Source organism: Luteimonas sp. 8-5 (assembly GCF_029763755.1).
Taxonomy (GTDB): Bacteria; Pseudomonadota; Gammaproteobacteria; order Xanthomonadales; family Xanthomonadaceae; genus Cognatiluteimonas.
Genome location: NZ_JARUVM010000009.1, coordinates 35,357 through 59,832, shown reverse-complemented (window position 1 = coordinate 59,832; position 24,476 = coordinate 35,357). Strand labels below are relative to the sequence as shown.

Below are 24,476 nucleotides of genomic sequence, written 5' to 3'. Positions count from 1 at the left end.
AGCACTGGTCCGGGCGGCGCCGGCCGATGCCGTGGCTGCCGGCTTTCAGGGCGCGGCGCCTGCGCCTATGTGCGCTGCGAGGAACGCCTCCAGCCGGGTGTAGAACTCCACGTTGTTCTCGTCCTTGTAGAAGCCGTGGCCTTCGCCGGGCACGGACAGCCACTGCGGGGCATTGCCGGCCCGTTCCAGTGCCTTCTTCATCGCCACGGCCTGCTTGTACGGAGTGCGCTTGTCGATCTCGCCATGCGCCAGGAAGACCGGCACCTTGATCTTGTCGGCGAGATGGAGCGGGGAGTTGGCGCGCCACACCGCCTGGTCGTCGCCGATGACGCGCGAGATGTAGCTGGGGCCGAGCCGGGAGGTCGCGGCGTCGCTGTCTTCCGCCAGCGATTCCAGGTCGTACAGGCCGGACTGGCCGACGGCGCAGCGGAACAGGCCCGGCGCGCGGACGGTCACCATCAGGGCTGAATAGGCGCCGAAGCTGCCGCCGAAACTGCAGATGCGCTGCGGGTCGGCATAGCCCTGGGCGACCGCCCAGCGCACGCCATCGACCAGGTCGTCCTGCACGCGCGTGCCCCACTGGCGGTAACCGGCGCTCTTGAAGTTGTAGCCGCGACCTTCGCCGCCGCGGAAATTGACCTGCAACACGATGTAGCCGCGGCTGGCCAGGAACTGCGCATCGTTGTCGAAGGCCCAGGTGTCGCCGGGCATGTGCGGGCCGCCGTGCGGCAGCAGCACCATCGGCATGTTCCGGGGATCCTGGACGCCGGCGGGCAGGGTCAGATAGCCGTCCAGTGCCAGGCCGTCGCTGGCGGGGAAGCGGACATAACGCCGCTCGCCCATGCGGGCGGGATCGATCCGGCTGCGGGAAGCCATCAGTTTGGCGACCGTACGCTTCGCCCTGTCGTAGAGGTACCACGCGCCGGGATCGCGGTCGCTGTACGCATACAGCAGGGTCGCGTTGCCGTCGGAGGTATGGTTGACGTAGGTGAGATACAGGCCCGGGAACTTGGAGCTCAGCGCCTTGTGTTCCCTGGATTCCAGCGCGGTCTCGTCGAAATACACCATCTGCGGCCTGCCGTGGAACAGCGTGGCGGCGAACGGCTCGCCGGCCGTGTTCCATTCGACTTCGCCCACGCTGCCGAACTCGTCGCTTGCCAGGGTAGTGAGGTTGGCACCGGACGGGTCCGCCCGCACCAGGGACGACGGGCCGCCGCCGTGGCTCCAGGTGGCGTAGACCTGCTTCCCGTCGGCCGAGAAGGCATATGGCACGAACTGGCCGTCGAGCTGGTTAGCGGTGGCGGGCATCCAGGTCTTGCCGCCGTCCTTGGTTTCGTGCACCGCGAAGGTGTTGAAGTCCGTCCAGCCCCAGGCGAAGCGTGGCGTGCCCGAAGGATCGAGCACGAAATCCATGTCCCTGGCGCCGATGTCGCCCACCAGCCGCTGCGAGCGGATGGTGTCCATGTCGTAGAGCATGGTGCGGTTGCTGTTGGGTGTGATGTGGCGCATGAAGAAATGGCCGTTGCGCACGCGCGGCATCTGCTCGATTACGCCCCAGCCGCGATCTATGCCGGCTCGGATCACGTCCCAGCCGAAGATGAATCGCTGGTTCTTGCCGTCGTAGTCGGAGGCGATGATGTCGCCGGTGGGAACGGGCTTTTCGCGCGCGCCGATCTTGCGGCCGGTCGCCACCAGCAGTCGTTCGTCGTCCGCCCAGTGCACTTCCATCGGCATCTGGTAGCGCGGCAGCCGCAGCAGCGAGGTCTGCTGCATGCCGTCCACCTGGTAAACGACGATGGCGTGGTGGCCGTCGCTCATGTCGGCGGACACCGCGATGTGCTTGCCATCGGGCGAGAGGCGCGGCGAGCTGAGCGCGTCGGAAATGGCGAATGCCTCGATGGGTACCCGTTCGGCTGCATCTGCGGCCCCGGCGACCGCAGCCATCACGAAGGCCACGACGAGCGCGGCGGCATTGAAGTGCTTCATCAGGTTCCCCAGCTTGCTCGTCCCCGGCAGAAGCCGATTACAACACTGGTCGCGGCAAAATCGAAGCCCGGTCAGATGAACGCGTCACCGACGATATCCGCATCCGGCTGGCTGAAGTGGTCCTGCAGGTATTTCTCGCCTTCGTCGCAGAAAAGCGTGACGACGGTCGCGAGTTCGGGATGCTGCTCGCGCACGCGGCGTGCGGCGATCAGGTGCGCGCCGGAGCTGGGGCCGCAGAGGAGGCCGTGCTTGCGGGCGAGGCGGCGCATCTCGGCGATGGCTTCCTCGCTGGAGACCGACAGGGTTGCGTCCACCAGCTCGGAATGGCGGGCGAAGATGCCCGGCACGAAACCGTCGGAAATGCCCTCGATGTGATGCGTGCTGACTTCGCCGCAGAGGATGGTCTGCGACTCCGACGGCTCCATCGCGAACAGCCGCACCTCCGGGTTGGCCTTGCGGAAGGCCTGGCCGACGCCGATCAGGGTGCCGCCGGTGCCCACGCCCATCACCAGCGCGTCGGGCAGGCGGCCCTGCAGTTGCGCCAGGATTTCGGGACCGAGGATTTCACGGTTCTCCTCGACGTTGTATTCGGACTCGAACTGGGCAGGGGCGAAGTATCCGGCCTGTTCGCCCAGGCGCCGCGCTTCCTCCAGCGCGCCGTTGACGTGGAAGTGGCCGACGAAGCGGATCTCCGCGCCATAGGCGCGCGAAATGGCCACGCGTTCGTTGGACAGCCCTTCGGGCATCACCACCAGCATCTTGTAGCCCTTCACCGCGGCCACCATCGAGAGGGCGTTGCCGGTATTGCCGCTGGTCGCCTCCACGATGGTGTCGCCAGGCTTGAGCAATCCCTGCTGTTCGGCCTTTTCGATCATGTACCAAGCGATCCGCGCCTTGATCGAGCCGGACGGGTTCATGAACTCGAGCTTGGCGAACACGCCGTCGATCTCGAGTAGCGGCGTGTCGCCGATGGCGTCGAGGATGGAACGGGAGATACCGGCGTAGCGCATCGTCAATCGGTCCGGGTGATGCCCAGGGTCCAGCCGGGCGGATCGCTGGCCGGGAAGCTCTGGTCGCTTTCCATGTCGACCAGCTCGTCGTCGTCCAAGTGGCCGCTGTCGTCGTGGTCGTGCCTTTCCAGCAGGTCCTCGGGCCGTTCGAGCTGTTTCGCGTTCATGTATGACCTCCTCGAAGGGGATCGGGCACATCCATACATACGCCATTGCCGGTGGAGTCTCCAGCAAGAACTGGCGGTTACCTGAGCCAGGTCAAGCTCGGGCGGGTACGAGGCCGCCAGGGCACCTGTCCTGCGTTCATTTCCCCCAATGGACCCGACCACCGCCCAAGCCGTCCCGCTCCGCGAACCCGCGGCCCCCTCTACCGATCGCCTGGACGTCGTTGACGCCCTGCGGGGTTTCGCGTTGCTCGGGGTATTGCTGGCCAACATTCTCTACTGGTGCGGCTTCGTGATGATGACGGAGGGACAGCGCCTGGCCACGTTCGGTGCCGAAGCGATGTCGATCCAGCACTGGTGGCACGCGTTCCTGGTGGACGGCAAGTTCTACACGCTGTTCTCGCTGCTGTTCGGTGCGGGTTTTGCGATGCAGCTGTCGCGGCTGGCCCGGCGCGGACACGACGGTATCGCCATCTACCGCCGACGCGTGCTGGTGCTGCTCGCCATCGGCCTGGTGCATTCGTGGGTGATCTGGGAAGGCGACATCCTGGTGCTGTACGCGTTGCTGGGACTGCTGCTGCCCCTGTTCCATCGATGGCGCGATGCAGCGCTGCTGTGCGCTGCGGTCGCGCTGGTGTTCGCGGTGCCGTTCCTGGGCAAGATGCTGTTCGCGGCCCTGGGCTGGGCGCCGCAGAACGCGTTCTACGCCGTCGGCATTGCGATCGGCGAAGCCTTCGGCATCGACCAGTCGCCCGAGTACGTGCTGCCCTGGATGCAACGCGAGGACTGGTATGCGCGGATCGCCTTCGCCGCCAGCGGCCCGCCGTTCAACTGGGGCACGCGAATCGAATCGTGGCGGATCCCCAAGGTGCTGGGGATCATGTTGCTGGGGCTATGGGCCGGGCGGCGACTGGCTGCGGGCGGGCTGCCCAGCGACAGGCGTCTGCTGTGGTCGGTGCTGCTCGCCGGGTTGGCGATCGGCGTGCCCGCCAGCGTGGTGTATGCACAGATGCCGGGCCACCAGCAGGACAGCTGGGCCTCGCAGGTCGGCACGGTTCCGCTGGGCCTGGCCTATGCCGCGGCGTTCTTGCTCGCGTGGCCGAGGGCGCGGCGGTGGCTGGACATGTTTGCAGCAACGGGACGGATGGCGCTCACCAATTACCTTGCACAGTCGGTGGTCTGCGGCATTGCATTCCTGGGCGTGGGCTTCGGCCTGGTCGGCCGCGTGTCCTTCGTCCAGGCATACGCGTTCGCCCTCGCGCTGTTCGTGGTCCAGATACTGTTCTCGCGCTGGTGGCTGGCGCGGCATGCACAGGGCCCGATGGAAGCCTTGTGGCGGCGATGGACGTACGGGGCGGCGGCTCCTTAATTCCGATCGGGCGCGTCCAGCCCCTGGAACACCGCACGCTGCGCTGCGAAGGCGCGCTGGTACGCGGGGCGGGCCTCGCCGCGCGCGACATAGGCGGCGACGTTGTCGAATTCTTCGAGCAGGCCGGAGCTGCGCAGGCGCAGCAGCACGGCGATCATCATCAGGTCGCCGGCACTGAACGCGCCGTCGAGCCATTCGTCCTTGCCAAGCCGATTCGACAACTGTTCCAGCCGTGTACGTACGCGGTCCCGGAGCATCCGCAGGCGCGCTTCGTACCAGGGCTTGTCGCGCTCCAGGATTCCTGCCATCGAGAGCTCGACGATCGGCGGCTCCACGGTGTTGAGCGCGGCGAACATCCAGGCGATCGCCCGTGCCCGGGCGTCGGGGTCTTCCGGCAGCAGGCCGGAGCCGGCATGACGCACGGCCAGGTGCAACACGATCGCACCGGACTCGAACAGCACCAGGTCGCCGTCCTCGTACGTGGGAATCTGCCCGAACGGATGGCGGGCGAGATGCTGCGGCTGCTTCATCGCCTCGAACGACAGCAGGCGTACGTCGTAATCCTGGCCGGTTTCCTCCAGCGCCCAGCGCACGCGCATGTCGCGGGCCAGGCCGCGGCCGCGATCCGGGGAGCGTTCGAAAGCGGTGATGGTCGGCATGGCGGTTCGTTACCGGTCCAGCGCGTGGTGGATCAGCACCACGCACTGCGAGGCGAACAGCATCTTCGGTCCCAGCGAGATCTTCCTCGTACCCAACCGCTCCAGGCTGTTGAAGGTCTTTTTCGGCATGGGGATGTGGTCGGTGAGCAGGAAGCAGGGGTTGTCGGCGAAGGCCTGCTCGCCGATCGGCGTGCCCTTGCGGTCCATCACGAACAGCTGGTGGTCCACGGCCAGTTCCTGCACCAGCCGCTCGAAGCTGATCGTGCGCACGGCCACGCCGGATTCGACGGGGCGTTCCTGCTCCTTGCCCATGCCCACGGAGGCGTCCAGGGCCCTGGCGATCTTGCCCAACAGTGTGCGCTCGTCGAAGCCGCCGATGTCGTGCATCGCGTTGACCTCGAAGCGGATCGCACGCGAGTAGTCCTGGGTGCTTTCCAGCACCAGGTGCACGACGACGTCGGGCCGGTGCGACTGGGCCACGAAGATGGCATTCATCAGCGTGTGCGCCAGGATCTCCGGGTGCGCTTCCTGGCCGATGGAGGCCAGCAGCTTGCGGCTGTCGGTGGGTGCGGCGCGGGCGCGCAGGACGAAGGTTCGCATCAACCCCGGACCGCTGCCTCGATCGCAGCCACGTCGATCTTGCGCATGGTCATCATGGCGTCGAACGCGCGCTTGGCCACGGCGGGGTCGGGGCTGGTGAATGCTTCGGTCAGCACCCGCGGCGTGATCTGCCACGACAGGCCCCAGCGGTCCTTGCACCAGCCGCATTCGCTCTCCTGGCCGCCATTGCCGACGATGGCGTTCCAGTAGCGATCGGTCTCTGCCTGGTCGTCGGTGGCGACCTGGAACGAGAACGCTTCGGTCTGCTTGAACACCGGCCCGCCGTTCAGGCCGACGCAGGGGATGCCCAGCACGGTGAACTGGACGGTGAGGACGTCGCCGGCCTTGCCGCCGGGGAAATCGCTGGGCGCGCGATGCACCGCGTCCACGGAGCTGTCGGGAAAGGTCTCGGCATAGAAGGTGGCGGCGCCGAGCGCGTCGTTGTCGTACCACAGGCAGATCGTGTTCTTCGGGATCATCTGGCGGCTCCTGGTGGGTCCTGCGCTATCCGGATTTCACGCCCAATCGGCTATTGCTGGTACATGGCCGACCTGGACCCGACCAAGCCTACCGCGTCCCGCGCCCGGATCGAAACCATCGTCCGGCGCGCCCGCGGCAGCCTGCCGGCCGCGCTCCTGCGGCGTTTCATCGATGCCGAACTCCTGTCGCAATCCGCGGCGCTGGCGCTCTACGCGATCCTCTCGCTGGCGCCCCTGCTGCTGATCCTGGTCTGGCTGACCAGCGCGGTCCTGCCCGGCGCGCGCGAGGCGCTGATGCAGCAGATCGCCCAGCTCGGCGGCGCCGAGGCCGAACAGGTGGCCCGGACCATCATCGACAACGCCCGCGCGCATCCGGACACCGGCTCGATCGCGGGCTGGTGGAGCATCGGCCTGTTGCTGGTCGGCGCGACCACCGTATTCGCGCAATTGCAGAACGTGCTCAACAAGATCTTCCGCACCGACGCCACGGCCTTGCCGGGCATGCTGGCATGGCTGCGCAAGCGCGTGTTCTCGCTGGGCCTGGTGCTGGCGGTGGGCTTCCTGCTGGTGGTGTCGATGACCGTCAGCACCGTGCTGGAACTAATGTTCGCGCGGGTGGAGTGGATGCTGCCGCTGGCCGTGACCGCGGCCACGTGGCTGGTCTACGCGCTCGCGTTCGCGTTCATGTACCACTACCTTCCGGACCGCTCGGTCGGCTGGAAGCTGGCACTGGGAGGCGGTGCCGCGACGGCGTTGCTGTTCCTGCTAGGGCGCGCCGCGATCGCCTGGTACCTGGGCAGCTCCAATCCGGGCGCGGCGTCGGCTTATGGCTCGATGGGCACCATCATCCTGGCCATCGTCTGGATCTATTACGCCGCGCTGATCGTCTTCGTCGGCGCGTTGCTTACCGCGGTCGTGGACGAACGTGTCCGGAAGCGGCGCGGCTAGCGCAGGCTCACGTCGCCGGTCTTGTCGCGGAAGTCGCGCTTGGGGTCCGCGCCCAGCAGCAGCTTGATGCCGGCCAGCATGCTGTTCTCGTTGAGCCAGACGTGGGCGTCGGCCGCATCCATGCGCAGCAACCGCAGTTTCGGATCGTCCTTACCCTCGAACCAGGCGGCGATGAAGGGATTCCACAGCCGGTCGATGGTGTCGCGGTCGTTGTCCAGCACCAGCCGCCCGGCGACGGTGGCGAACAGGTCGTGGTCTTTCGAAGAGAAGGTGGCCATGGCGTCGATCGGATGCGAGGCGTCGGCCACCTTGCCCAGGTCGGTGTCCGCGGCGGTGAAGAACCACAGCGGCGCGCGGTTGTCCTCGGCGATGGCGGTCATCGGCCGCGGCGCGATGCCGGCCGAGCCGAGCATGACCGTGCGGTCGTCGTTGAGGTGCTTCCAGAACCTGGATTCGAGTTGCTGGCGGTCGGTCATCCGGCGTCTCCGCTGCGGTCGGACCGACTTTCTAGCGGGGTCGTCGTGATCGGGCGGTGAGCCGGTCGCGATCCGGCGTTGACGGGGCGGGCCCGATACTGGCCGCATGCCTCCCACGCAAAAGCGCATTCGCATCGGCTGCGCCGGCTGGTCGATCCCGTCGCGTCACGCGCACCTGTTCGGCGACGGCGACAGCCATCTGGCGCGCTACGCGACGCGCTTCGACGTGGCCGAGATCAACAGCACCTTCTACCGGCCGCACCAGCCGCGCACGTTCGAGCGTTGGGCGGCAACCGTGCCGGCAGCGTTCCGGTTCTCGGTCAAGCTGCCCAAGGCGATCACCCATGACGCCCGGCTGCATGCCACGGGCGACGCGCTGACCGCATTCTTCGCCGACGTCGCCGGCCTGGGGCCGAAGCTCGGCGGCGTGCTGGTGCAGCTTCCGCCGAGCCTGGTGTTCGAGGCGCGCCTGGCGGACCGCTTCTTCGCGATGCTGAGGCGACGCGCCAGTGCCCGCGTTGCCTTCGAGCCGCGGCATCCGAGCTGGTTCACGCCCGCGGCGGACGTGGTACTCAGCCGCTACGCCGTGGCCCGCGTCACCGCCGATCCGGCGCTGGTGCCGGAGGCAGCCGTACCCGGTGGCAGCGGCGCGGGCGCGCGATGGACCTACTGGCGCTGGCACGGCTCTCCGCGCATGTACTACAGCAGCTACGAGCCGGCGGCACTGCAGGCGTTGGCAGCGCAACTGGCGCAAGCCGCCCGGGCGCGGACGCCTGCCTGGTGCATCTTCGACAACACGGCCCACGGCCACGCCATGGCCGACGCGGCCCGCCTCCAGGCGTTGCTGTAGCCGGTCAGGCCTGTTCGACGCCGGCCAGGCAGGCCGAGCGGTGCCGCTCGAGTTCCTCGGTCCATTCCTCGGCCAGGACCTGCACCTTGGCGGTCAGCCATTCGCTGCTCCGGGGATCGGCTGGCGGCGCGTAAGCAGCCGTCACGCTGTCGGCCTGGAGACTGCGCCAGGCGTCGAGCAGGCGGGCCGGATCCGGGTGGCTCTGCACCAGGGCCTTGAGCGCCAGGTGCTGTACCGCAAGGCGGGCCTTGATGGTCGCCGCTTCTTCGCGCCAATTGTCCATGTCCTGCTCCACGACATTGGTTGGTGGGAATAACGCCGGAGCCGCACTTAGGGATTCCCCGGTGGGGTTTCAAGTCACATTTTGCCGAGCCGGTGCGTCCTTGTCGTGAAGGTGGAGGACAATCCCATGATGGACGCTGGCACCGCCCTGTTCGAACGCCACCGGTCGCGCCTGTTCGGGCTGGCCTATCGAATGCTCGGGACCCCGGCCGATGCCGAGGACGTATTGCACGACGCCTGGCTGCGGCTCAACGAGCAGGATCCGGCCGCGCTGGACGATCCCGAGGCCTGGCTGGTCACCGTTACCACCCGGCTGGCGCTGGACCGGTTGCGCCGGGCGAAGGTCGAGCGCGAGCAGTACACCGGGCCCTGGCTGCCGGAGCCGCTGGCTCCGGAAGCCGACCGGCCCGACGCCACGGCCGAACGTGAGGAATCGCTGACCCTGTCGTTCCTGCTCCTGCTCGAACGCCTGGGGCCGGAGGAGCGCGCGGCGTTCCTGCTGCACGACGTGTTCGACTACGGCCACGCCGAGGCGGCGGCGATCCTGGGCATTGCCGAGGACGCCTGCCGCCAGCGCGTGCATCGTGCCCGTCGCCGCCTGCGCGAGGACAGGCCGCGCTTCAGCGTCGACCATGCGGCGCAGCGCCGCATGCTGCAGCGCTTCGTCGAGGCGATGGCCGAGCCGACGCTGGATACCCTGCGTGCGCTGTTCGCCGAGGATGCGATCCACCTCAGCGACGGCGGCGGCGTGGTCCGCGCGACCTTGCGGCCGCTGCACGGCGCCGAGCGGCTGGCGCGGCTGTACCTGCAACTGGCCAGGCACTTCCGCGAGCCGTTGTTCCACCACGAGCTTGTGATGCTCAACGGCGCGCCGGCGCTGCTGCTGCACGACGGGAAAACGGTGAGCTCGGCGATGTGGATCGAGTGCGAGGGCGACCGCATCACGGCCATCCACGCCCTGCGGCATCCGGCCAAGCTGGCCCACCTCATGCCGGTCACGAGCATGCCGGTCACAAAAGGGGAGGCTGGCCCGTCCTTGCATTGAAGCGGCCGATCTCCGGCCGCGAGCAAGCGAGGACCCCCATGCAACGCTTCAACCTCCAGACCCATTACGCGTCCGTGCAGCCGCTGTTGGCCTTGAACCAGCAGATCCACGAAGCCGGGCGCCTGGAACCGGCGCTGATCGAACTGGTGCTGATGCGAGTCTCCCAGATCAACGGCTGTGCCTATTGCCTGGACATGCACAGCAAGGATGCGCGAGCTGCAGGCGAAACCGAGCAGCGGCTGTACGTGCTGCCGGCCTGGCGCGAGACCCGACTGTTCAACGAACGCGAGCGCATCGCGCTGCACTGGGCCGAGGAGCTGACCGAGCTGGCCTCGCCCGAGGCGCTGCCCGACGCGCTCTACCAGCAGGCGCGCGAGCACTTCGAGGAAGCCGAACTCGTCGACCTGACCCTGCTGGTGGTCGCGATCAACGGCTGGAACCGGATCAACATCGCGGCACGCACTATCGGCGGGTACTACAAGCCCGCGCGCAAGGGCTGAGCCAGGTTCAGCGCTTTGCCGGAACGGGGCTGGCCGGATCGACATCGCCGGCCAGCGTCCACACCACGTCGCGGCCTTCAGGGTCGCGGCTGAGGTTGAACCAGGCCGGTTCGTGCCTGCCGAAGGTCTTCGTCGGCACGATGTACAGCCCGCTGGCATCGATGCTGCGGCGCGCTGGCATGTCGTCCAGGTCGCCGATTTCGACGATGCGTCCGTTGCGCTCCAGCAGCTTGCGCTCGAACTCCACCAGCACGTCGACCTTTGCCTGCGGCTTGCCCGGGATGGCCAGGGTGCCGCCGCTGACGCGCAGGTCGGCCCAGGTGCGACCGTTCTCGGGCAGGTCGGTATAGAGCGTGTGCGGTAGGCCCGCGTACGAGCCGGTGGCGATGGCGTCGAGCGCACCGGCCAGCGCCAGGAAATTGAGCTTGCGCAGTTGCTGCTTCTGCAGGTCGCCTTCGATGCCGCCGGACTCGATCAGGATCGTGGAGACGCCGGCCCTGGACGTCAGGTCTCCGAACGCGCGCGGGTTGAAGGTGTCGTCCCACTTGGCGATACGGCCGCTGATGTAGGGCTCGAGCACCGCGCGGATGGCGACCGAGACTTCGATCGCGCGGGCACGCAGCGCGTTCACCTCGCGGGCTTCGTTGTAGGCCGGGGCGAGCAGGGCGATGGCCGTGCCGCGATCGCTGTCGCCGACACGCGTGCCGACGTCCTGGTCGTGCAGGTTGAAGCCAAAATCCGGCTTCAGGCGCTCGCGCAGGTCGTGCAGGGCGCGGCCCTCCGGCGTCGCCAGGGCACGTGCGTCGCGGTTGACGTCCACGCCCTGCGCGTTGCGGCGCTGGAAGCGGGCCGCGCCGTCGGGATTGACGATCGGCATGAAGTGCAGGCTGGTGCGCTCGCGCAGGCGCTGCACCAGCGGATGGTCGGGGTGCTCGCCGAGGAAACGGAACAGGTCGGCCAGCGCCATCGACGCCGTGCTCTCGTCACCATGCATCTGCGACCACAGGAAGACCCGCGTCTTGCCCTTGCCCCACGAGACGTGGCGCAGCGGCCGGCCCTCCACGCTGCGGCCGATCTCCTCGACGTGGAAGCCCTTGCCTTCAGCGGCCAGCGGCAACGCCACGTCCCACCATTGTTCCGGCTGGAAGTCGCGCTCCTCCAGCCCGGCGACGCGGAGGTCGGCATCGTAGAGGGCATCGAGTTCTTCCAGCCAGGCAGGAGGCGAGGGCATGGTCGGGGATTCCTGGGCGACGGAGAGGTTGGGCACAAGCAGGCAGAGCAAGAGCAGGGCCGGCAAGAAAGTGCGGGGCATGGCGATATCCCGATTGGGTTACGCCGCATGCTCGGAGGGGGCCCGCGCATTGTCAATGTGACTAACGACCGAAACGGTGTTTGGTGCATCATCAGATGCGTAACCAGAACCAGGGGCAGGCATGGGGCGTTACGATTCGGGCGACGATGGTGCGGGCGGCAGGTTCTGGATGGGATTGATCGTCTTCCTGCTGGTCGCAGCGGCATATCCCTTCTACTCATATTGGGTCCAGACCCGACTGCTGGCGCGAGACGTGGCACGCGCCGGCGAAGCTTTCAGCCAGCAGCTGGAGGCGGAGAACGCACGAATGAAGGAGCAGGCGCGCAAGGCACGCATCGCCAAGGTCAGTGTCGTAGGGACTGCGCCCAACCGGAATGGACCCATTGCCATCGTCAGGCTCGAGCAAGCATCGCTCGACGAAGCAACGCCGACCATCTGCAGGCAAGCGGCGAGAATGCTTGGCTCATCCCTGGCGGGGCAGTCCCTCCGGGTCCAGCGCCATCGTGGCGGTCAACCTGCAATGGATATCGGAACCATTCGCTGCTGAACACCATGTCCGTCATCCTCACAGAATTCGCCCGAAGCCGCCTGTTCCGCGCCAACCGACGGAACACCATCCAGGACATCACGCCGGAGCAGTTCGAGCGGCATCTCAACGAGCATCCGGCCTTGAAGGTGTTGGACGGCTACGCGCCGTTCTGCAAGCTGCACGTGCATCGCAACTGGACGTCGACGCGCTGCCTGGCGGTGCCGATCACCGACGCCAACCGGCACCTGCTGCGCTCGGACTACGAAGCGCGCACGCCCGATGAACTCCCGGTGCTGGTGCGCTGGTTCGAGGGCCTGGAGCCGCCGGTGGCGGAATACCTGATCGTGATCCTCTACAGCCGCGATCAGTTGGCCAAGGAAGGCACGCCGACCGACGCCGACTGGGGCGTGGTCGGGTGCATGTATACCGCCGAGCCGGAAGAGACGCCGATGGCGCCGATCACAATGTTGCGAAACGCAATGGGCGTGGAGGAGGGCGGGTCCGGCGTGCCCATCGACCGCGACGCCTACCGTCGCAGCGTCGAGTTCTGGCGCAACCACGCCAACTGGCGCGGCTGACCCGGTTCAGCGCCTGGTGTAGGTCATCTCCATCATCTTGTACTCCGCGCCGTCGGGGCCGGGGCCGTACATCTCGAAGACTTCCGTGCTCGGGCTGGTCCAGCGGGTGGTGAAGCGCGCGCTGGTCTCCTGCTTGCTCACCGGATCCATCCAGCTGCCGGTGAAAGTGCATGCGCCGGCGTCGTCGCACTCGCCGGAGCTGACCATCAGCCCGGTCGACATGCTGTCGTTCCAGGTACTCCACCACTTGCCACTGACGTTGTCGTAGCCGGTCATGCCGTGGCCGTCGAACGATTGCCCGTGCATCTGCGCGGAGACCTGTTCGACCAGCACCCGTCCGCCGAGCACCATGCGCCGGGTGGCGGTGCCGCTTTCCTCGCTCGGCGGCGCGCCGGGTGCATCCCAGTTGCGGATCGCAAGATCGTATTCGCCGGCGGTCGAGGCCATTTGCGCGTGCTGTGCGCCCGGCGTGCCGGCAGCGATGTAGGCCTGCATCATCGCGGCCTGCTCGGGGGTCATTTCCGCTTGCTGTGCTTCCTGTGCGAGCGCGGCCGGCAGTGCGCAGGCGGTGGCGATGGACAGGGTGACGACGGCCGTACGGATCATGGCTGTTCCTCCGTGAAAGGCGCCCCGGGCGGGCGCCGGTGCGCGGACTATGTGCCATTGGATGGGCGGACGCCAGATGCCGCCTCCGCTACTCTGGCCGCAATCGATCCGGAGGCGACGGCATGGACAGGCGGCATTTCATCGGCAGCGCGGCATTGGCCGGATTGCTGCCGTTCGTCGGCAGTGCCACCGCGGCGGCTCCGGCCCGCGCGGTTCCGGCCCGCGCGGTTCCGGTCGCGGGGCGGCGCCTGCTGCCGGCTCCGTTGAACCCGGGGGACACCGTGGCGCTGGTCAGTCCTTCCGCGGCCACGGCCGAACGCATCGACCTGCAGCTCGCGCGCGAGGCGATGCAGGCCCTGGGCTTCAAGGTCAGGACCGGCGCCCACTATGCGTCGCGCTACGGCCACCTGGCGGGAACCGACGCACAGCGCGCAGGCGATCTCAACGCGATGTTCGCCGACGACGAGGTCAAGGCCATCGTCTGCGTGCGTGGCGGTTCCGGGGCTGCGCGCCTGCTGCCGCTGCTCGACTACGACGCGATCCGTGCCAATCCCAAGGTCCTGCTGGGCTATTCCGACATCACCGCGCTGCACAGCGCGATCCTGTCGCAGGCGGGCCTGGTGACCTTCCACGGCCCGATCGGGTCGGGCAGCTGGAATCAGTTCAACGTGGACCAGTTCAGGCGCCTGTTCTTCCAGCGCGAACTGATGCAGTACCGCAACACCGTCGATGTCGGCGAGGAACTGGTCCCGCGCAAGCACCGCACGCTGACCATCGCCGGCGGCAAGGCCCGCGGCGAACTGGTCGGCGGCAACCTGACGGTGCTGACGGCGTTGGCTGGTTCGAAATACGTGCCGGACTTCGACGGCAGGATCCTGTTCCTGGAGGACGTCGAAGAGGCGCCGTACCGCATCGACCGCATGCTCACCACGCTCAAGCTCATGGGCGCGCTCGACCGGATCGCCGGATTCATCTTCGGCGAATGCACGGACTGCGATCCGGGCGAAGGTTTCGGCTCGCTCACGCTGGACCAGATCTTCGACGATCACATCAGGCCATTGGGCATTCCGGCCTATCGCGGGGCGATGATCGGCCACATCCGCGAGCAGTTCATCGTCCCGCATGGCGGCATGGTGGAGATGGACGCCGACGCGGGCAGCTTCCGCATGCTGGAGCCCGTATTCCGGGTGGACTGAGCGTCGAAGTGTTATGGTGGAAGGCGTGGCCCCATGTCGCATCGTGCGTATCCCGATGCCAGTCTCGCCACGCTCCCCATTCATGACAGAAGGAAGGCCCCATGGAGATCGCCGATGCGCGTGTCGCCACCATCCACTACACCCTCACCGATGATGCCGGCCAGGTCATCGACAAGTCGCCGGAAGCTCAGCCGCTGGCCTATTTCCACGGCGCCGGCAACATCGTGCCGGGGCTGGAGAAGGCCCTGGCCGGCAAGAAGGCCGGCGATACGCTGAAGGTCGACGTCAAGCCTGAAGAGGGCTACGGCCTGCGCAACGATTCGCTGGTCCAGCAAGTGCCGCGCACGGCGTTCCAGGGCGTGGACAAGGTCGAGCCGGGCATGCAGTTCCGTGCCAATACCCAGAACGGGCCGGTGATGGTCACGGTGGTCGAAGCCACCGACGAGAACGTCACTATCGACGGCAACCACCCGCTGGCGGGCCGCACCCTGCATTTCGATATCGAAGTGGCCGGTGTGCGCGAGGCTTCGGAAGAAGAGAAGCAGCTCGGGCGCGCTGCTCAGTAGTAGTAGCGCACGGTCAGTTCGGTCGTGTCGCCGCCGTCGCGGTGGTGGTACAGCGCGCCGAACGCCCAGTTGTCGGTGGCATGGAACATCACGCCACCGACCATCTCGGTGGCCGAATCGCCATCGAACCGGGTCAGGCGTGCGGCGGCGGTGATCTCGAGCCAGTCGGTCACCGCGTGGCGCAGGTCGAACTGGGCGATGTAGCCGGTGCCCTCGAGCTCGCGCGGCTCGTCCCACGAGGGCGCCTTGGCTTCGCCGCGGCTGCGGAACACCGATAGCGAGGGCGCGATCATGGTGCGCTCGCCGATGAGGTAATGCCCGCCCGCGCCGACCCGCAGGGTTTGCAGGTCGTAGTCCCAGTCGTCGTGGCGCCCGGCATAGAACGCGGTGTCGTCGTAAGAGGCGAAGACGTGGGTATGGCCGCCGAAGCTCTTGAAGCCGCCGCCCGAGCCGTTGCCGTCGGACTCGGTACCGTTCCTGCTCAGGTAGACATAGTCGTAGTCGAGCACCTCGGCATTGGCCGCTCCGGAAACCAGCAACAGTGCCAGGGCAGCGCAGGTACGCATGTTCGGGTCCTCTTTTGCCTGGCGTTAACGGGCGAGAGGCTAGCCTCCGGCCATGGTCAAGAAGCAGGTCAAGCTCCTAGCGGGCGGCAACCCGCAGATTCCCAAGGGCGAGGGCGACGGCCCCGTCCAGGATTACATCGCGGCGATGCCCGGCTGGAAGCGGGCGGTCGGCAAGCGCCTGGACAAGCTGATCGAAGGCGCCGCGCCCGGCGTGCGCAAGGCCGTGAAGTGGAACTCCCCGTTCTACGGTGCGAAGGGCGGGGAAGGGTGGTTCCTCAATTTCCACTGCTTCACCAGGTACGTGAAGGTCGCATTCCTGCGCGGCGACTCGCTCGAGCCCAAGCCGCCGGGCGAGTCGAAGCACGAACACGTGCGCTACCTCGACATCCACGAGGACGACGATTTGGACGAAAAGCAGTTCAAGGACTGGGTGAAGCAGGCAAGCAAGCTGCCTGGCGAGAAGATGTAGCCCCGGCACGACGCCAGCGCCACATCGCCAGCACCGCCAGTCCATCCACCACCAGGGCGAACACGCTGGCCTCCGGACCGAACTCACCACCGGTCATCCATTGCGGCTTGTCGAGCAACTGAGGCAGCAGCAGGCCTGCCTGGTCCACGCCGCTGACGCCGAAGCCCAGCACCGATCCCTGCAGCCAGTTCCAGCCGAAGTGGATGCCGATCGGCAACGCGAGGCTGCGCGTACGCAGATACGCCAGGCCGAGCAGCAACGCAGCGAACATCGTGTCGATGGTGGCCATGACCAGGGTGCTGCCTTCCATTCCGGGATTGCCCCAGTGGGCAAGGGCGAACAGCAGCGCCATGACCCAGAGCGCGATCGGCGCACCCGCGCCGTCGACGAAGCGCTGGAAGAAGAAGCCGCGGAACAGCAACTCTTCGAGCAGGGCGACCCACACGAAGAACCAGGTGCCGTAGGCCAGGGCGGCCAGGCCCCCGGCCGGATCCATCGTGAAACGCACGCCGCCGATCGCCATGATCGATGCGCCCACGACCAGCATCAACGCAGAGCCCAGGCCGACGCCGGCGGCGAGCTGCCGGAACCAGGAGGCGTCCAGCTTGAGGCCGATCGCCGACAATGGCTGGCGTCGCAGGCGCATGCACAGCCAGGTGGCCAGCAGCAGGAAGGCGACGGGCAGCGGGCCGAACCATGACGGCTCCACGCCCAGGAGTTGCAGGCCCTTGGACACCGGGCGGTAGACCAGCTGGCTGGCCAGGAAGACCACGATGAAAACCAGCATCCACCAGCCGTTGCGCAGCTGGCCATTCCGATCGTGCAGCAACTTGCTCATCACGCCTCCATGCGGCATTGGGTTGCGCACACGATGGGGGACGGCGACCGGGGAGGTAAATATGCCGTCCGCGCCCATGACTGTCGTCACTGCGGGCGCGAACGTTTAAACCATTTGCTATTTGAAGCTGTAGACCAGGTTGACGGTGGTGAGGTTGTCGGTCCTGACGATGCCGGGTTCGACATCGCTGTTGTAGCGCGTCTCCAGGCCCGCCTTCATCGCCAGCTTCTTGTTGACCGCCACCTGCACGCCGAACAGGTTGCGGGCGAAAGTGTTCTTGCGGCCGGCTTCGACCAGCAGCGTATCGGTGAGCGTCGCGGTGTCCGTGACCTTCAGGCTCCAGTCGACCAGGGCGCGGCCGATGCCTTCCCTGTGATGGACGCGCGCTCCCTGGTCCTTGGCATAGCGGTAGCCCGGGCCGGCTTCGAAGAACAGGCGATGGGTGTCGGTACGGAACACTTCGTAGCCGTAGCCGGCCGTGGCCGTCCACTGGTACTCGTAGGTGCCGAAGGCGTCGCGTTCGCTGCGCAGCGAGCCGTAGAGATAGCGTCGCTCGTCCAGGCGCCAGCCGCTGGTGAGGTGGCTGCCGAACCGGCGCGCGCTCTCCACGCCGTCGGTGCTAGCGTACTGGCCCCAGGCGCCTGCGGCGAACTTGCGCCGCTGGCTGCTGAAGCCGACGTCGACCTTGCCGATCAGGCTCTCGCTCTCGGTGTTTCCGCGCGACAGGGCAATGCCGAGCTCGCCCTTGCCGCTCCAGCCTTCGTCGATCTTGCCGTCGCGCGGCGGCGCCAGGCTGGAATTGGACTTGAACTGGGCGCTGGCGGGCAGGGACGCGAGCAGCACGAGGAGGAGGGCGGTGCAACGCAGGATCATGCCTTCGGCCTTCGGAGACGGAACGAGGCTTGCCATTGTCGCATTCCCGGCCCAGGCGGCAGGCAGCTTTCGGCACTCCCCCGGGAGGGACGGAATCGGGTAGAACCATCGGTTTCCCCATCGACCGCATCGTCCCGACCGGAGAACCGCCTTGAAGAAGACCCTGCTTTGGGCCGCCACTGCCGCTGCGCTGGCCCTGTTCGCGAGCCCCGCCATCGCCGCCGACGATGCCGTCCGCTTCGGCACCTGGGGCGTCGACACCGCGGGCATGGATACCACCGTCGATCCGGGCACGGACTTCTTCGGCTACGTCAGCGGCACCTGGGCCGCGAACACGCAGATTCCATCCGATCGTTCGAGCTACGGCTCGTTCCTGGTGTTGCGCGACCTGTCCGAGGAACGGGTGCGCAAGCTGCTCGAAGGCTACGAGGCCGGCGACCCGGCCACCGGCGGCGACGCGGCGAAGATCGCGGCGCTGTACAACGGCTTCCTCGACGAGGCGGCGATCGAGGCGCTGGGCGCCACGCCGCTGCAGCCGCACCTCGACGCCATTCGCGCCGCCGGCGACAAGGACGCCATCGCCGCGCTGATGGGCCAGGGCAACGCCGGCTTCGGCAGCAGCTTCTTCGGCGCCTATGTCTCCGATGACCAGAAGAACCCGGACACGTACGCGCTCTACCTGAGCCAGTCCGGCCTGGGCTTGGGCGACCGGCAGATGTACCTCGACGAGAAGTTCGCGCCGCAACGCGAGCGTTACGTGCAGTACATCGCGCAGATGCTGGAGCTGGCCGGCTGGGAGGCGCCCGCGGCCAACGCCGATGCGATCATGGCGATGGAGACGAAGATCGCGCAGGCGCACTGGACCCGCGCCGAGAGCCGCGACCGCGACAAGACCTACAACCCGATCGCGCTGGTTGAACTGCCGCAGGCCGCGCCCGGCTTTCCGTGGGCGACGTTCTTCAAGGCAGCCGGCATCGACCACGCGGATCGCGCGGTGGTCCGCCAGGACAGCGCCTTCCCGCGCATCGCAAAGGTGTTTGCCGACACCGGCCTGGACACGCTGAAAGCCTGGCAGGCGTTCCGGACGACGGACAACGCCGCGCCTTACCTGTCCAGGGCTTTCGTCGAGGCCAGGTTCGAATTCCGCAGCAAGTTCCTGTCCGGCCAGCCGGAGGAACGCCCGCGCTGGAAACGCGCCGTCGCCTTCGCCGAGTCGGCGATGGGCGAGGCGATCGGCCGCGATTACGTGAAGCTGTATTTCCCTGCCGACGCCAAGGCCAAGATGGACGACCTGGTCGCCAACGTGAAGGCGGCGATGGGTGCACGCCTCGAGCAGCTGGCGTGGATGAGCCCGGAAACCAAGGCCGAGGCGGCGAAGAAGCTGGCCGGATTCGGCCTCAAGATCGGCCATCCGGATACCTGGCGCGATTACACCGCGCTGGAGATCCGCAACGGCGACGTGGCCGGAAATATCCAGCGCGCGTCCGCGTTCGAGTGGGACTACCGTCGCGCACGCATCGGCAAGCCGGTGGACAAGGGCGAGTGGGGCATGACCCCGCAGACGGTCAACGCCTATTACTCCTCGGTCAAGAACGAGATCGTGTTCCCGGCGGCGATCCTGCAGCCGCCGTTCTTCGATCCCGACGCCGACCCGGCGGTGAACTACGGCGGCATCGGCGGCGTGATCGGCCACGAGATCATCCACGGCTTCGACGACCAGGGGCGCAAGTCCGACGGCGACGGCCTGCTGCGCGACTGGTGGACCGCGGAAGACGCGCGCCAGTTCGAAGCCGAGGCGGCCAAGCTCGGGGCGCAGTACGAAAGCTACGAGTTCCCGCAGCTGCCGGACATGCACATCAACGGCAAGGTCGCGATGGGCGAGAACATCGGCGACCTCGGCGGCCTGACCATCGCCCTGGAGGCCTACCGCCGCTCGCTCGACGGCAAGCCGGCACCGGTGATCGACGGTTTCACCGGCGAGCAGCGCTTCTTCATGGGCTGGGCGCAGGTGTGGCGCACGCTGTGGCGCGACGATGCGCTGCGCCAGCAGCTCGTCAACGGCACCCATTCGCCGGGCCACATCCGCGCGTTCGCGCCGCTGCGCAACATCGATGCCTGGTACGACGCGTTCCACGTCACCGAGGGCGACGCGTTGTACATTGCCCCCGAGGATCGAGTCCGTATCTGGTGACGCCCTCCGGTCAGGGTGCGGCGGTCGCGGAGCCGGGGAGGGCAAACTCCACGACCGCCGGCACCCCGAGCAGGACCTTGGAGCGGTACTGGCCGTTGAACACGTCCTCTTCCTTGACCACGATGCGGCGCTCCTTGTCGATCCAGAAGCGCTGGTAGTTGCCGCTGCCGGGGCTACCGCTTTCGGTCTCGACCAGCCAGCAGTCGTACCGGGTGGTGCCATCGCCCCCCTGCAGCGTACGCTCGCCGATCACGGTGTAGTCGACATCCATCGGCGCCGGCATGCCGACATCGAACAGGCGCACGCGCAAGGTGCCCCCGCGCTCGTAAGGCAGCAACGGCAGCAGCGCCAGGTCGGAATGCCAGTTGAGCCACCAGCCATCGTCCATCGCCGCAAATCCCTGCTCCATGCGCTCGCGGCGGTCGGCAGGCAGTTCGCCTTCGATCGTGCCCTGGCCCTCGGCGGGGACGACGCGTGTGGTGATGCTGGCGCCGGGCCGGTGCCAGGTGGAGAGTTGGGACAGCGTCGATAGATCCTCCACAGCATGGACGGTGCGCGCGGTGTGCGCGATGCCCGTTTCGTTCTCCCAGTGCTGCTCGATCACCCAGGCGTCCTCGCCGTCCACCTGCTCGCGGCTGACGGTGGACGTGGCCAGCATCGCCTTGCTGATCCCGGTGCCGGGTGCCCCATGGAAGTAGACCAGGTAGGTCGCGGTGCCCGGATGCAGGCGTTCGACGTGGAGGTCGGCGGGCGCCACCGTGGACAATGCGGTTGCAAGGACGAAAGTGGTGAGCATGGGGCGTTCCAAAAAGGGGGTCGTGGGATTCCACGGCGAGGGGCCAGGCAGGACGAGTGCCACAGGGCAGGGTGCGGATGGTCATGTAACCTGCGTCGACCGAAGCAAGGGGCACGGCATGGGGAGTCAAGGCTGGTCGAGGCGGGAATTCCTGGCGGCGATGGCGGCCGGGGGAGCGTGCGGCATGGCGCCGCGGTTGCTGGCCGCCGGGCTGGCGAGCGATGCGGTCGCCGGCGTGGTGCTGCGCGACGTGCTGCTGGTCGACGGCAGCGGCCGGCCCGGCTTGCGCACCGATGTGCTGGTGCGCGGCGACCGGATCGAGCGCATCGGACGGATCGGCACCGGAGACGCGCGCGGCCTGCGCGTGGTCGATGGCGGCGGGCGCGTGCTGGCGCCGGGCTTCATCGACCTGCATACCCATGGCGATCCCTTGCAGTCGGCCTACACCCAGTACCTGGCCATGGGCGTGACCACCGTGCTGCTCGGCCAGGACGGCGGCAGCCCCGCGCTGCGCGACTCCGGTCGCGCCGCCGACAGCTTGCCGGCATGGATGGATGCGGTGGCGGCGGCCAACCCCGACGTCAACGTCGCCACGCTGTCCGGCCATGGCGCGCTGCGCCGCCGTGCCGGCATCGACGACGGCACCCGCAAGCCCACCGATGCGCAACTCGAACGCCTGCAGGCGATCCTCGACGCGGACTTGCGCGCGGGTGCGTTCGGCATGTCCACCGGCCTGGAATACGTGCCGGGACGCTATGCGGAAATGCGCGAGCTCGCCAGCCTCGGCCCGGTGATCGCGCGCCACGACGGCGTGGCCATGAGCCACATGCGCAACGAGGATGCCGGCTCGGTGCGAGACTCGATCCGTGAGCTCGTCGAGGCGAGCGGTCCGGCGCGTGCCCACGTCTCGCACCTGAAGATGGTCTACGGCAAGGGCGAGGCCGCGGCGGATGACCTGCTCGACTTCCTGCGCGGCCTGCGCGACGGCGGCAAGGCGCTGACGGCCGACGCCTATCCCTACGAAGCCAGCTACACCGGCGTGGCGATCGTGTTCCCGGAATGGGCGCTGCCACCCAGCGACTACGACAGCGTCCGCCGCGAACGCGGCGCCGAACTGCGTGCCCACCTTCAGCAGCGCGTGGAACAGCGCAACGGGCCGGAGGCGTTGCTGTTCGGTACTGGCCCGCATGCCGGCGAGACCCTGGCGCAGGTGGCGGCAAAGCAGGGCAAGGCCTGGCCCGACGTGCTGCTCGACATCGGTCCCGGTGGCGGCCAGGCCGCGCACTTCGTGATGGACCGCGCCTTGCAGGACCGCCTGTTGCTGGCGCCGTTCGTGGCCCTGGGTAGCGACGGTTCGCCCGGCGGCAGCCACCCGCGTTCTGCGGGGACGTTCGCACGCTTCATCCAGGAGTTCGTCGTCGCCAGGCCGCTGCTGCCGATCGAGGAAGCCGTGCGCAAGGCGACATCCCTGCCGGCCTCGATCCTCGGCATCGCCGACCGCGGCTCCATTCGCGAAGGCGCGAAGGCGGACATGCTGCTGTTCGACCCGGCGAAGGTGCGCGCCCGCGCCGACTACGTGCATCCGAAGACGATGGCCGAGGGTTTCGACCTGGTCCTGGTCAACGGACAGCCGGCGTACGAGAACGGCGAGTCGGCCGCACGTGCCGGGCGCCTGTTGCGTCGCGGCGCCTAGGCCTTCAGCGCACGCGGGCCCGGCGCAGGCCGGGTTTCAACTGGGCATTCCAATCGCGGTCGTTGGCGACCTGGGCGTGCGCACGGCTCGCGTCCAGCGCGTCGAAGTCCAGGTCGGCGATGGCCCACGCCTCGTCGCCGCGCGTGGTTGCGACGATCCCGTCGGCAGGAAGTCCGGCATCCATTGGTGCGTAGATCGCGGCCTCGCCGGTGTTGACGTCGAGCGCCGGGCTCCACGGCGCCTCGCCGGCGGTCACCGACTGCGCGACGAACATCCGGTTTTCCAATGCGCGCGCCAGGCAGCCGGTGCGCACGCGCGTGGCGCCCGCCTCGGTATCGGTGCAACTGGGTACCAGCAGAAGGCGCGCACCGGCTTCGGCCTGTGCGCGCACCGGCAGCGGGAACTCGCTGTCGTAGCAGATCGAGATGCCGGCGCGCAGGCCCGGCTGCGCTTCGAAGACCTCGAGCGCATCGCCGCCTTCGATGACGCCAAGCTGCTTCTCGAAACCGGTGAGCTGCAGCTTGTCCTGGAACAGGCGGCTGCCGTCGGGGGCGTACCACCATGCGCGGTTGCGGTAGCGCCCGTCGCCGGTGGCGGTAAGGAAGGTGCCGGCCTGGATGGCCATGCCGGTCTCGCGCGCCAACGACGCGTACAGCGCATGCCATTGCGGTTCCAGCGCCTGCAGGGCGGCCAGTGAGGCGGGCAGGTCCGCGCGGACCTGCGCCGGTTGCCACGCCGCCAGTTCCAGCGACAGGTACTCGGGCAGCAATGCGAGCTGCACGCACTTGCGCGCGATCTCGCCCAGCATGGCACGCTGGCGGTTGGCGAACGCCTCGAAATCGGCCGGGGCCTCGATGCGGTACTTGGCGGCGGCTAGCTTCATCGCAGCGGGCGCAGCCAGAACGTCAGCGGCTTGGCGCTTTCGGCGGCTTCACCGATCTCCTTCCACGACAGGTGCATCGTCATCCCGGGCTGGCGCGCGTAGCCGCGGCGCGTCCAGAAGGCGTCGTTGCCGCGCGCACCTTCGGGACGGCGCGGATCGCCGGCGTCGCGATCGACGGCGGCAAAGGCGGTCCAATCGAATCGCCCCAGCTCCCGCGCGTGCGCTTCGCGCGCGTCGAAGAAGCGATGGCCCAGGCCGCGGCCGCGATACCCGGGCAGGACCACGGACTCGGCGCAATAGAACACGCTGGCGGTGTCGATGCCGCGCTCGCGGAAGGGCACCTTGAACGCGTCTTCCTCGTCGTCCAGCGGCAGTGCGGTGGAGGCGCCGACCACGCGCTCGCCGTCGAGGGCCAGGACGCACACGCTGTCGGGAGTGTCGACGTAGGCCTGCAGGTAACGCGCTTCGTAGGCGGTATCGCCGTCGTAGAGATACGGGAACTCGCGGAACACGGCGATGCGCAGGCGCGCGACCGCGTCGAGCCAGGGGGCGATGTCCGCCCCGCGCAATACCTGCGTGCGCAAGACCGCGTCCACCTCAGCCCGAGACCTGCGCGATCCAGTCTTCCAGGTTGTAGTAGTTGCTCACCCGGGCGATGCGTCCGTCGCGGACCTCGAAGAAAGCACCGCCGGGCAGCACGTACCGTTGCCCGCGGGCTTCCGGCAAGCCTTCGTCGCTGGCCTTGTAGGTGCCGTGCACCACGTACTCGGCCGCGGCGCGGCGGCCGTCGGCGCTGGCCATCACCACCACGTCGTGCAGCTGCTCGGCGTAGCTGCGGTCCATGCGCTGCATGAACACGCGGAACGCCTCGCGGCCGGTTTCGCGCACGCCCTGGTTGAGGTCGTGCGCGACGTCGTCTGCCAGCAGCGCCAGCATGGATTCCCGGTCGCCGCGGTTGAAGGCGGCGTAGTACTCGCGGATCAGGGCCAGGGTGTTTTCCATGCCGGCATTG

Annotated in this window: 29 protein-coding genes; 12 read left to right on the top strand and 17 right to left on the bottom strand. The window is 67.9% G+C overall.

Features of this window, described 5'->3' with window-relative positions:
- Nucleotides 1-45: 45 nt before the first annotated feature.
- The 3 genes from QAA18_RS02140 to QAA18_RS02130 form a co-directional block, all read right to left on the bottom strand.
- Nucleotides 46-1,986, bottom strand: a complete 1,941-nt coding sequence (locus QAA18_RS02140) for a prolyl oligopeptidase family serine peptidase (RefSeq protein WP_279410661.1) — start codon at nucleotides 1,984-1,986, stop codon at nucleotides 46-48.
- A gap of 71 nt (nucleotides 1,987-2,057) precedes the next feature.
- Nucleotides 2,058-2,996 carry a cysteine synthase family protein gene (locus tag QAA18_RS02135; protein ID WP_279410659.1) on the bottom strand — a complete coding sequence of 313 codons (939 nt, stop codon included), beginning with the start codon at nucleotides 2,994-2,996 and terminating at the stop codon, nucleotides 2,058-2,060.
- A gap of 2 nt (nucleotides 2,997-2,998) precedes the next feature.
- Nucleotides 2,999-3,163 (bottom strand): hypothetical protein, encoded by a 165-nt coding sequence (locus tag QAA18_RS02130; protein WP_279410658.1) that lies wholly within the window; start codon nucleotides 3,161-3,163, stop codon nucleotides 2,999-3,001.
- Between the two features lie 148 nt (nucleotides 3,164-3,311).
- On the opposite strand from QAA18_RS02130, the gene QAA18_RS02125 reads away from it, so the two are divergent.
- A complete protein-coding gene (locus QAA18_RS02125; RefSeq protein WP_279410657.1) occupies nucleotides 3,312-4,529 on the top strand; it encodes a DUF418 domain-containing protein in 1,218 nt (405 codons plus the stop codon).
- Here QAA18_RS02125 and QAA18_RS02120 read toward each other — a convergent pair.
- From QAA18_RS02120 to QAA18_RS02110, 3 genes are read right to left on the bottom strand one after another with little or no spacing between them, the layout of a single operon-like run.
- Nucleotides 4,526-5,188: a glutathione S-transferase family protein gene (locus QAA18_RS02120; RefSeq protein ID WP_279410655.1), complete on the bottom strand. Its 663-nt coding sequence runs from the start codon at nucleotides 5,186-5,188 to the stop codon at nucleotides 4,526-4,528. The genes QAA18_RS02125 and QAA18_RS02120 overlap by 4 nt on opposite strands.
- Nucleotides 5,189-5,197: 9 nt before the next feature.
- Nucleotides 5,198-5,788, bottom strand: coding sequence for a tRNA (pseudouridine(54)-N(1))-methyltransferase TrmY (gene trmY / locus QAA18_RS02115; RefSeq protein ID WP_279410654.1), 591 nt, complete (start codon nucleotides 5,786-5,788; stop codon nucleotides 5,198-5,200).
- On the bottom strand, nucleotides 5,788-6,267 hold the full coding sequence (locus QAA18_RS02110; RefSeq protein ID WP_279410652.1) for a VOC family protein: 480 nt from the start codon (nucleotides 6,265-6,267) through the stop codon (nucleotides 5,788-5,790). Before QAA18_RS02110 ends, trmY begins: the two co-directional genes overlap by 1 nt.
- Before the next feature lie 63 nt (nucleotides 6,268-6,330).
- Here QAA18_RS02110 and QAA18_RS02105 point away from each other — a divergent pair, with 63 nt between their 5' ends.
- Nucleotides 6,331-7,215, top strand: coding sequence for a YihY/virulence factor BrkB family protein (locus tag QAA18_RS02105; protein WP_279410650.1), 885 nt, complete (start codon nucleotides 6,331-6,333; stop codon nucleotides 7,213-7,215).
- On the opposite strand, the gene QAA18_RS02100 is transcribed toward QAA18_RS02105, so the two are convergent.
- A complete protein-coding gene (locus tag QAA18_RS02100; RefSeq protein WP_279410649.1) occupies nucleotides 7,212-7,691 on the bottom strand; it encodes a pyridoxamine 5'-phosphate oxidase family protein in 480 nt (159 codons plus the stop codon). The genes QAA18_RS02105 and QAA18_RS02100 overlap by 4 nt on opposite strands.
- A 106-nt stretch (nucleotides 7,692-7,797) precedes the next feature.
- Between QAA18_RS02100 and QAA18_RS02095 the strand changes: the two genes are divergently transcribed.
- Nucleotides 7,798-8,541 carry a DUF72 domain-containing protein gene (locus QAA18_RS02095; RefSeq protein WP_279410648.1) on the top strand — a complete coding sequence of 248 codons (744 nt, stop codon included), beginning with the start codon at nucleotides 7,798-7,800 and terminating at the stop codon, nucleotides 8,539-8,541.
- Between the two features lie 4 nt (nucleotides 8,542-8,545).
- Here QAA18_RS02095 and QAA18_RS02090 read toward each other — a convergent pair whose 3' ends face one another.
- Nucleotides 8,546-8,824, bottom strand: a complete 279-nt coding sequence (locus QAA18_RS02090) for a hypothetical protein (RefSeq protein ID WP_279410646.1) — start codon at nucleotides 8,822-8,824, stop codon at nucleotides 8,546-8,548.
- A 129-nt stretch (nucleotides 8,825-8,953) separates the two neighbouring features.
- On the opposite strand from QAA18_RS02090, the gene sigJ reads away from it, so the two are divergent.
- Both sigJ and QAA18_RS02080 read left to right on the top strand, forming a co-directional pair.
- A complete protein-coding gene (sigJ, locus tag QAA18_RS02085; protein ID WP_279410644.1) occupies nucleotides 8,954-9,868 on the top strand; it encodes an RNA polymerase sigma factor SigJ in 915 nt (304 codons plus the stop codon).
- Nucleotides 9,869-9,906: 38 nt separating this feature from the next.
- Nucleotides 9,907-10,368 (top strand): carboxymuconolactone decarboxylase family protein, encoded by a 462-nt coding sequence (locus tag QAA18_RS02080; RefSeq protein ID WP_279410642.1) that lies wholly within the window; start codon nucleotides 9,907-9,909, stop codon nucleotides 10,366-10,368.
- A gap of 7 nt (nucleotides 10,369-10,375) precedes the next feature.
- Here QAA18_RS02080 and QAA18_RS02075 read toward each other — a convergent pair whose 3' ends face one another.
- Nucleotides 10,376-11,680 (bottom strand): M14 family zinc carboxypeptidase, encoded by a 1,305-nt coding sequence (locus tag QAA18_RS02075; RefSeq protein WP_279410641.1) that lies wholly within the window; start codon nucleotides 11,678-11,680, stop codon nucleotides 10,376-10,378.
- Nucleotides 11,681-11,801: 121 nt separating this feature from the next.
- Here QAA18_RS02075 and QAA18_RS02070 point away from each other — a divergent pair, with 121 nt between their 5' ends.
- Both QAA18_RS02070 and QAA18_RS02065 read left to right on the top strand, forming a co-directional pair.
- Nucleotides 11,802-12,227 carry a hypothetical protein gene (locus tag QAA18_RS02070; protein ID WP_279410640.1) on the top strand — a complete coding sequence of 142 codons (426 nt, stop codon included), beginning with the start codon at nucleotides 11,802-11,804 and terminating at the stop codon, nucleotides 12,225-12,227.
- 5 nt (nucleotides 12,228-12,232) lie between these two features.
- Entirely contained in the window at nucleotides 12,233-12,787 is a 555-nt protein-coding gene (locus QAA18_RS02065; RefSeq protein WP_279410639.1) for a DUF3228 family protein, read from the top strand.
- Nucleotides 12,788-12,793: 6 nt separating this feature from the next.
- Here QAA18_RS02065 and QAA18_RS02060 read toward each other — a convergent pair whose 3' ends face one another.
- Nucleotides 12,794-13,393 carry a DUF1579 domain-containing protein gene (locus tag QAA18_RS02060; protein ID WP_279410638.1) on the bottom strand — a complete coding sequence of 200 codons (600 nt, stop codon included), beginning with the start codon at nucleotides 13,391-13,393 and terminating at the stop codon, nucleotides 12,794-12,796.
- A 122-nt stretch (nucleotides 13,394-13,515) separates the two neighbouring features.
- Here QAA18_RS02060 and QAA18_RS02055 point away from each other — a divergent pair, with 122 nt between their 5' ends.
- Together QAA18_RS02055 and QAA18_RS02050 are read left to right on the top strand one after the other, a co-directional pair.
- Entirely contained in the window at nucleotides 13,516-14,589 is a 1,074-nt protein-coding gene (locus QAA18_RS02055; RefSeq protein WP_279410637.1) for an LD-carboxypeptidase, read from the top strand.
- A gap of 101 nt (nucleotides 14,590-14,690) precedes the next feature.
- Nucleotides 14,691-15,155 (top strand): peptidylprolyl isomerase, encoded by a 465-nt coding sequence (locus QAA18_RS02050; protein ID WP_279410636.1) that lies wholly within the window; start codon nucleotides 14,691-14,693, stop codon nucleotides 15,153-15,155.
- Here the strand turns inward: QAA18_RS02050 and QAA18_RS02045 are convergent.
- Nucleotides 15,149-15,721 (bottom strand): hypothetical protein, encoded by a 573-nt coding sequence (locus QAA18_RS02045; protein ID WP_279410635.1) that lies wholly within the window; start codon nucleotides 15,719-15,721, stop codon nucleotides 15,149-15,151. The genes QAA18_RS02050 and QAA18_RS02045 overlap by 7 nt on opposite strands.
- A gap of 52 nt (nucleotides 15,722-15,773) precedes the next feature.
- Between QAA18_RS02045 and QAA18_RS02040 the strand changes: the two genes are divergently transcribed.
- Complete coding sequence (locus QAA18_RS02040) at nucleotides 15,774-16,190, top strand: DUF1801 domain-containing protein (protein WP_279410634.1); 417 nt, start codon at nucleotides 15,774-15,776, stop codon at nucleotides 16,188-16,190.
- Here QAA18_RS02040 and QAA18_RS02035 read toward each other — a convergent pair.
- Nucleotides 16,141-17,028 (bottom strand): type II CAAX endopeptidase family protein, encoded by an 888-nt coding sequence (locus QAA18_RS02035; protein ID WP_279410633.1) that lies wholly within the window; start codon nucleotides 17,026-17,028, stop codon nucleotides 16,141-16,143. The two genes, QAA18_RS02040 and QAA18_RS02035, sit on opposite strands and share 50 nt — an antisense overlap.
- Nucleotides 17,029-17,145: 117 nt before the next feature.
- A complete protein-coding gene (locus QAA18_RS02030) occupies nucleotides 17,146-17,937 on the bottom strand; it encodes a DUF481 domain-containing protein (protein WP_279410632.1) in 792 nt (263 codons plus the stop codon).
- A gap of 115 nt (nucleotides 17,938-18,052) precedes the next feature.
- Here QAA18_RS02030 and QAA18_RS02025 point away from each other — a divergent pair, with 115 nt between their 5' ends.
- On the top strand, nucleotides 18,053-20,092 hold the full coding sequence (locus tag QAA18_RS02025) for a M13-type metalloendopeptidase (RefSeq protein ID WP_279410631.1): 2,040 nt from the start codon (nucleotides 18,053-18,055) through the stop codon (nucleotides 20,090-20,092).
- A 10-nt stretch (nucleotides 20,093-20,102) separates the two neighbouring features.
- On the opposite strand, the gene QAA18_RS02020 is transcribed toward QAA18_RS02025, so the two are convergent.
- On the bottom strand, nucleotides 20,103-20,888 hold the full coding sequence (locus tag QAA18_RS02020; RefSeq protein ID WP_279410630.1) for a hypothetical protein: 786 nt from the start codon (nucleotides 20,886-20,888) through the stop codon (nucleotides 20,103-20,105).
- Between the two features lie 184 nt (nucleotides 20,889-21,072).
- Between QAA18_RS02020 and QAA18_RS02015 the strand changes: the two genes are divergently transcribed.
- Complete coding sequence (locus QAA18_RS02015) at nucleotides 21,073-22,581, top strand: amidohydrolase family protein (protein ID WP_279410629.1); 1,509 nt, start codon at nucleotides 21,073-21,075, stop codon at nucleotides 22,579-22,581.
- A gap of 4 nt (nucleotides 22,582-22,585) precedes the next feature.
- Here the strand turns inward: QAA18_RS02015 and QAA18_RS02010 are convergent, their stop codons facing one another.
- Genes QAA18_RS02010 through QAA18_RS02000 form a run of 3 tightly spaced genes read right to left on the bottom strand, consistent with a single transcriptional unit; the run spans nucleotide 22,586 to nucleotide 24,466 of the window.
- Nucleotides 22,586-23,464 (bottom strand): carbon-nitrogen hydrolase family protein, encoded by an 879-nt coding sequence (locus tag QAA18_RS02010; RefSeq protein WP_279410628.1) that lies wholly within the window; start codon nucleotides 23,462-23,464, stop codon nucleotides 22,586-22,588.
- A complete protein-coding gene (locus tag QAA18_RS02005; protein WP_279410627.1) occupies nucleotides 23,461-24,060 on the bottom strand; it encodes a GNAT family N-acetyltransferase in 600 nt (199 codons plus the stop codon). Before QAA18_RS02005 ends, QAA18_RS02010 begins: the two co-directional genes overlap by 4 nt.
- Before the next feature lies 1 nt (nucleotide 24,061).
- Nucleotides 24,062-24,466: a ketosteroid isomerase-related protein gene (locus QAA18_RS02000; RefSeq protein ID WP_279410626.1), complete on the bottom strand. Its 405-nt coding sequence runs from the start codon at nucleotides 24,464-24,466 to the stop codon at nucleotides 24,062-24,064.
- Nucleotides 24,467-24,476: the final 10 nt, after the last annotated feature.

Excerpts from the sequence above, each read along its gene's own strand:
- QAA18_RS02095 (WP_279410648.1), top strand. The coding sequence starts at position 7,798 with ATGCCTCCCACGCAAAAGCGCATTCGCATCGGCTGCGCCGGCTGGTCG.
- QAA18_RS02015 (WP_279410629.1), top strand. The coding sequence starts at position 21,073 with ATGGCGCCGCGGTTGCTGGCCGCCGGGCTGGCGAGCGATGCGGTCGCC.
- QAA18_RS02065 (WP_279410639.1), top strand. The coding sequence starts at position 12,233 with ATGTCCGTCATCCTCACAGAATTCGCCCGAAGCCGCCTGTTCCGCGCC.
- QAA18_RS02080 (WP_279410642.1), top strand. The coding sequence starts at position 9,907 with ATGCAACGCTTCAACCTCCAGACCCATTACGCGTCCGTGCAGCCGCTG.
- QAA18_RS02060 (WP_279410638.1), bottom strand. The coding sequence starts at position 13,393 with ATGATCCGTACGGCCGTCGTCACCCTGTCCATCGCCACCGCCTGCGCA.
- QAA18_RS02090 (WP_279410646.1), bottom strand. The coding sequence starts at position 8,824 with ATGGACAATTGGCGCGAAGAAGCGGCGACCATCAAGGCCCGCCTTGCG.
- QAA18_RS02050 (WP_279410636.1), top strand. The coding sequence starts at position 14,691 with ATGGAGATCGCCGATGCGCGTGTCGCCACCATCCACTACACCCTCACC.
- QAA18_RS02120 (WP_279410655.1), bottom strand. The coding sequence starts at position 5,188 with ATGCCGACCATCACCGCTTTCGAACGCTCCCCGGATCGCGGCCGCGGC.
- trmY (WP_279410654.1), bottom strand. The coding sequence starts at position 5,788 with ATGCGAACCTTCGTCCTGCGCGCCCGCGCCGCACCCACCGACAGCCGC.
- QAA18_RS02030 (WP_279410632.1), bottom strand. The coding sequence starts at position 17,937 with ATGGCAAGCCTCGTTCCGTCTCCGAAGGCCGAAGGCATGATCCTGCGT.
- sigJ (WP_279410644.1), top strand. The coding sequence starts at position 8,954 with ATGGACGCTGGCACCGCCCTGTTCGAACGCCACCGGTCGCGCCTGTTC.
- QAA18_RS02110 (WP_279410652.1), bottom strand. The coding sequence starts at position 6,267 with ATGATCCCGAAGAACACGATCTGCCTGTGGTACGACAACGACGCGCTC.
- QAA18_RS02045 (WP_279410635.1), bottom strand. The coding sequence starts at position 15,721 with ATGCGTACCTGCGCTGCCCTGGCACTGTTGCTGGTTTCCGGAGCGGCC.
- QAA18_RS02140 (WP_279410661.1), bottom strand. The coding sequence starts at position 1,986 with ATGAAGCACTTCAATGCCGCCGCGCTCGTCGTGGCCTTCGTGATGGCT.
- QAA18_RS02135 (WP_279410659.1), bottom strand. The coding sequence starts at position 2,996 with ATGCGCTACGCCGGTATCTCCCGTTCCATCCTCGACGCCATCGGCGAC.
- QAA18_RS02010 (WP_279410628.1), bottom strand. The coding sequence starts at position 23,464 with ATGAAGCTAGCCGCCGCCAAGTACCGCATCGAGGCCCCGGCCGATTTC.
- QAA18_RS02075 (WP_279410641.1), bottom strand. The coding sequence starts at position 11,680 with ATGCCCCGCACTTTCTTGCCGGCCCTGCTCTTGCTCTGCCTGCTTGTG.
- QAA18_RS02105 (WP_279410650.1), top strand. The coding sequence starts at position 6,331 with ATGGCCGACCTGGACCCGACCAAGCCTACCGCGTCCCGCGCCCGGATC.
- QAA18_RS02020 (WP_279410630.1), bottom strand. The coding sequence starts at position 20,888 with ATGCTCACCACTTTCGTCCTTGCAACCGCATTGTCCACGGTGGCGCCC.
- QAA18_RS02100 (WP_279410649.1), bottom strand. The coding sequence starts at position 7,691 with ATGACCGACCGCCAGCAACTCGAATCCAGGTTCTGGAAGCACCTCAAC.
- QAA18_RS02000 (WP_279410626.1), bottom strand. The coding sequence starts at position 24,466 with ATGGAAAACACCCTGGCCCTGATCCGCGAGTACTACGCCGCCTTCAAC.
- QAA18_RS02055 (WP_279410637.1), top strand. The coding sequence starts at position 13,516 with ATGGACAGGCGGCATTTCATCGGCAGCGCGGCATTGGCCGGATTGCTG.
- QAA18_RS02070 (WP_279410640.1), top strand. The coding sequence starts at position 11,802 with ATGGGGCGTTACGATTCGGGCGACGATGGTGCGGGCGGCAGGTTCTGG.
- QAA18_RS02125 (WP_279410657.1), top strand. The coding sequence starts at position 3,312 with ATGGACCCGACCACCGCCCAAGCCGTCCCGCTCCGCGAACCCGCGGCC.
- QAA18_RS02035 (WP_279410633.1), bottom strand. The coding sequence starts at position 17,028 with ATGAGCAAGTTGCTGCACGATCGGAATGGCCAGCTGCGCAACGGCTGG.
- QAA18_RS02130 (WP_279410658.1), bottom strand. The coding sequence starts at position 3,163 with ATGAACGCGAAACAGCTCGAACGGCCCGAGGACCTGCTGGAAAGGCAC.
- QAA18_RS02040 (WP_279410634.1), top strand. The coding sequence starts at position 15,774 with ATGGTCAAGAAGCAGGTCAAGCTCCTAGCGGGCGGCAACCCGCAGATT.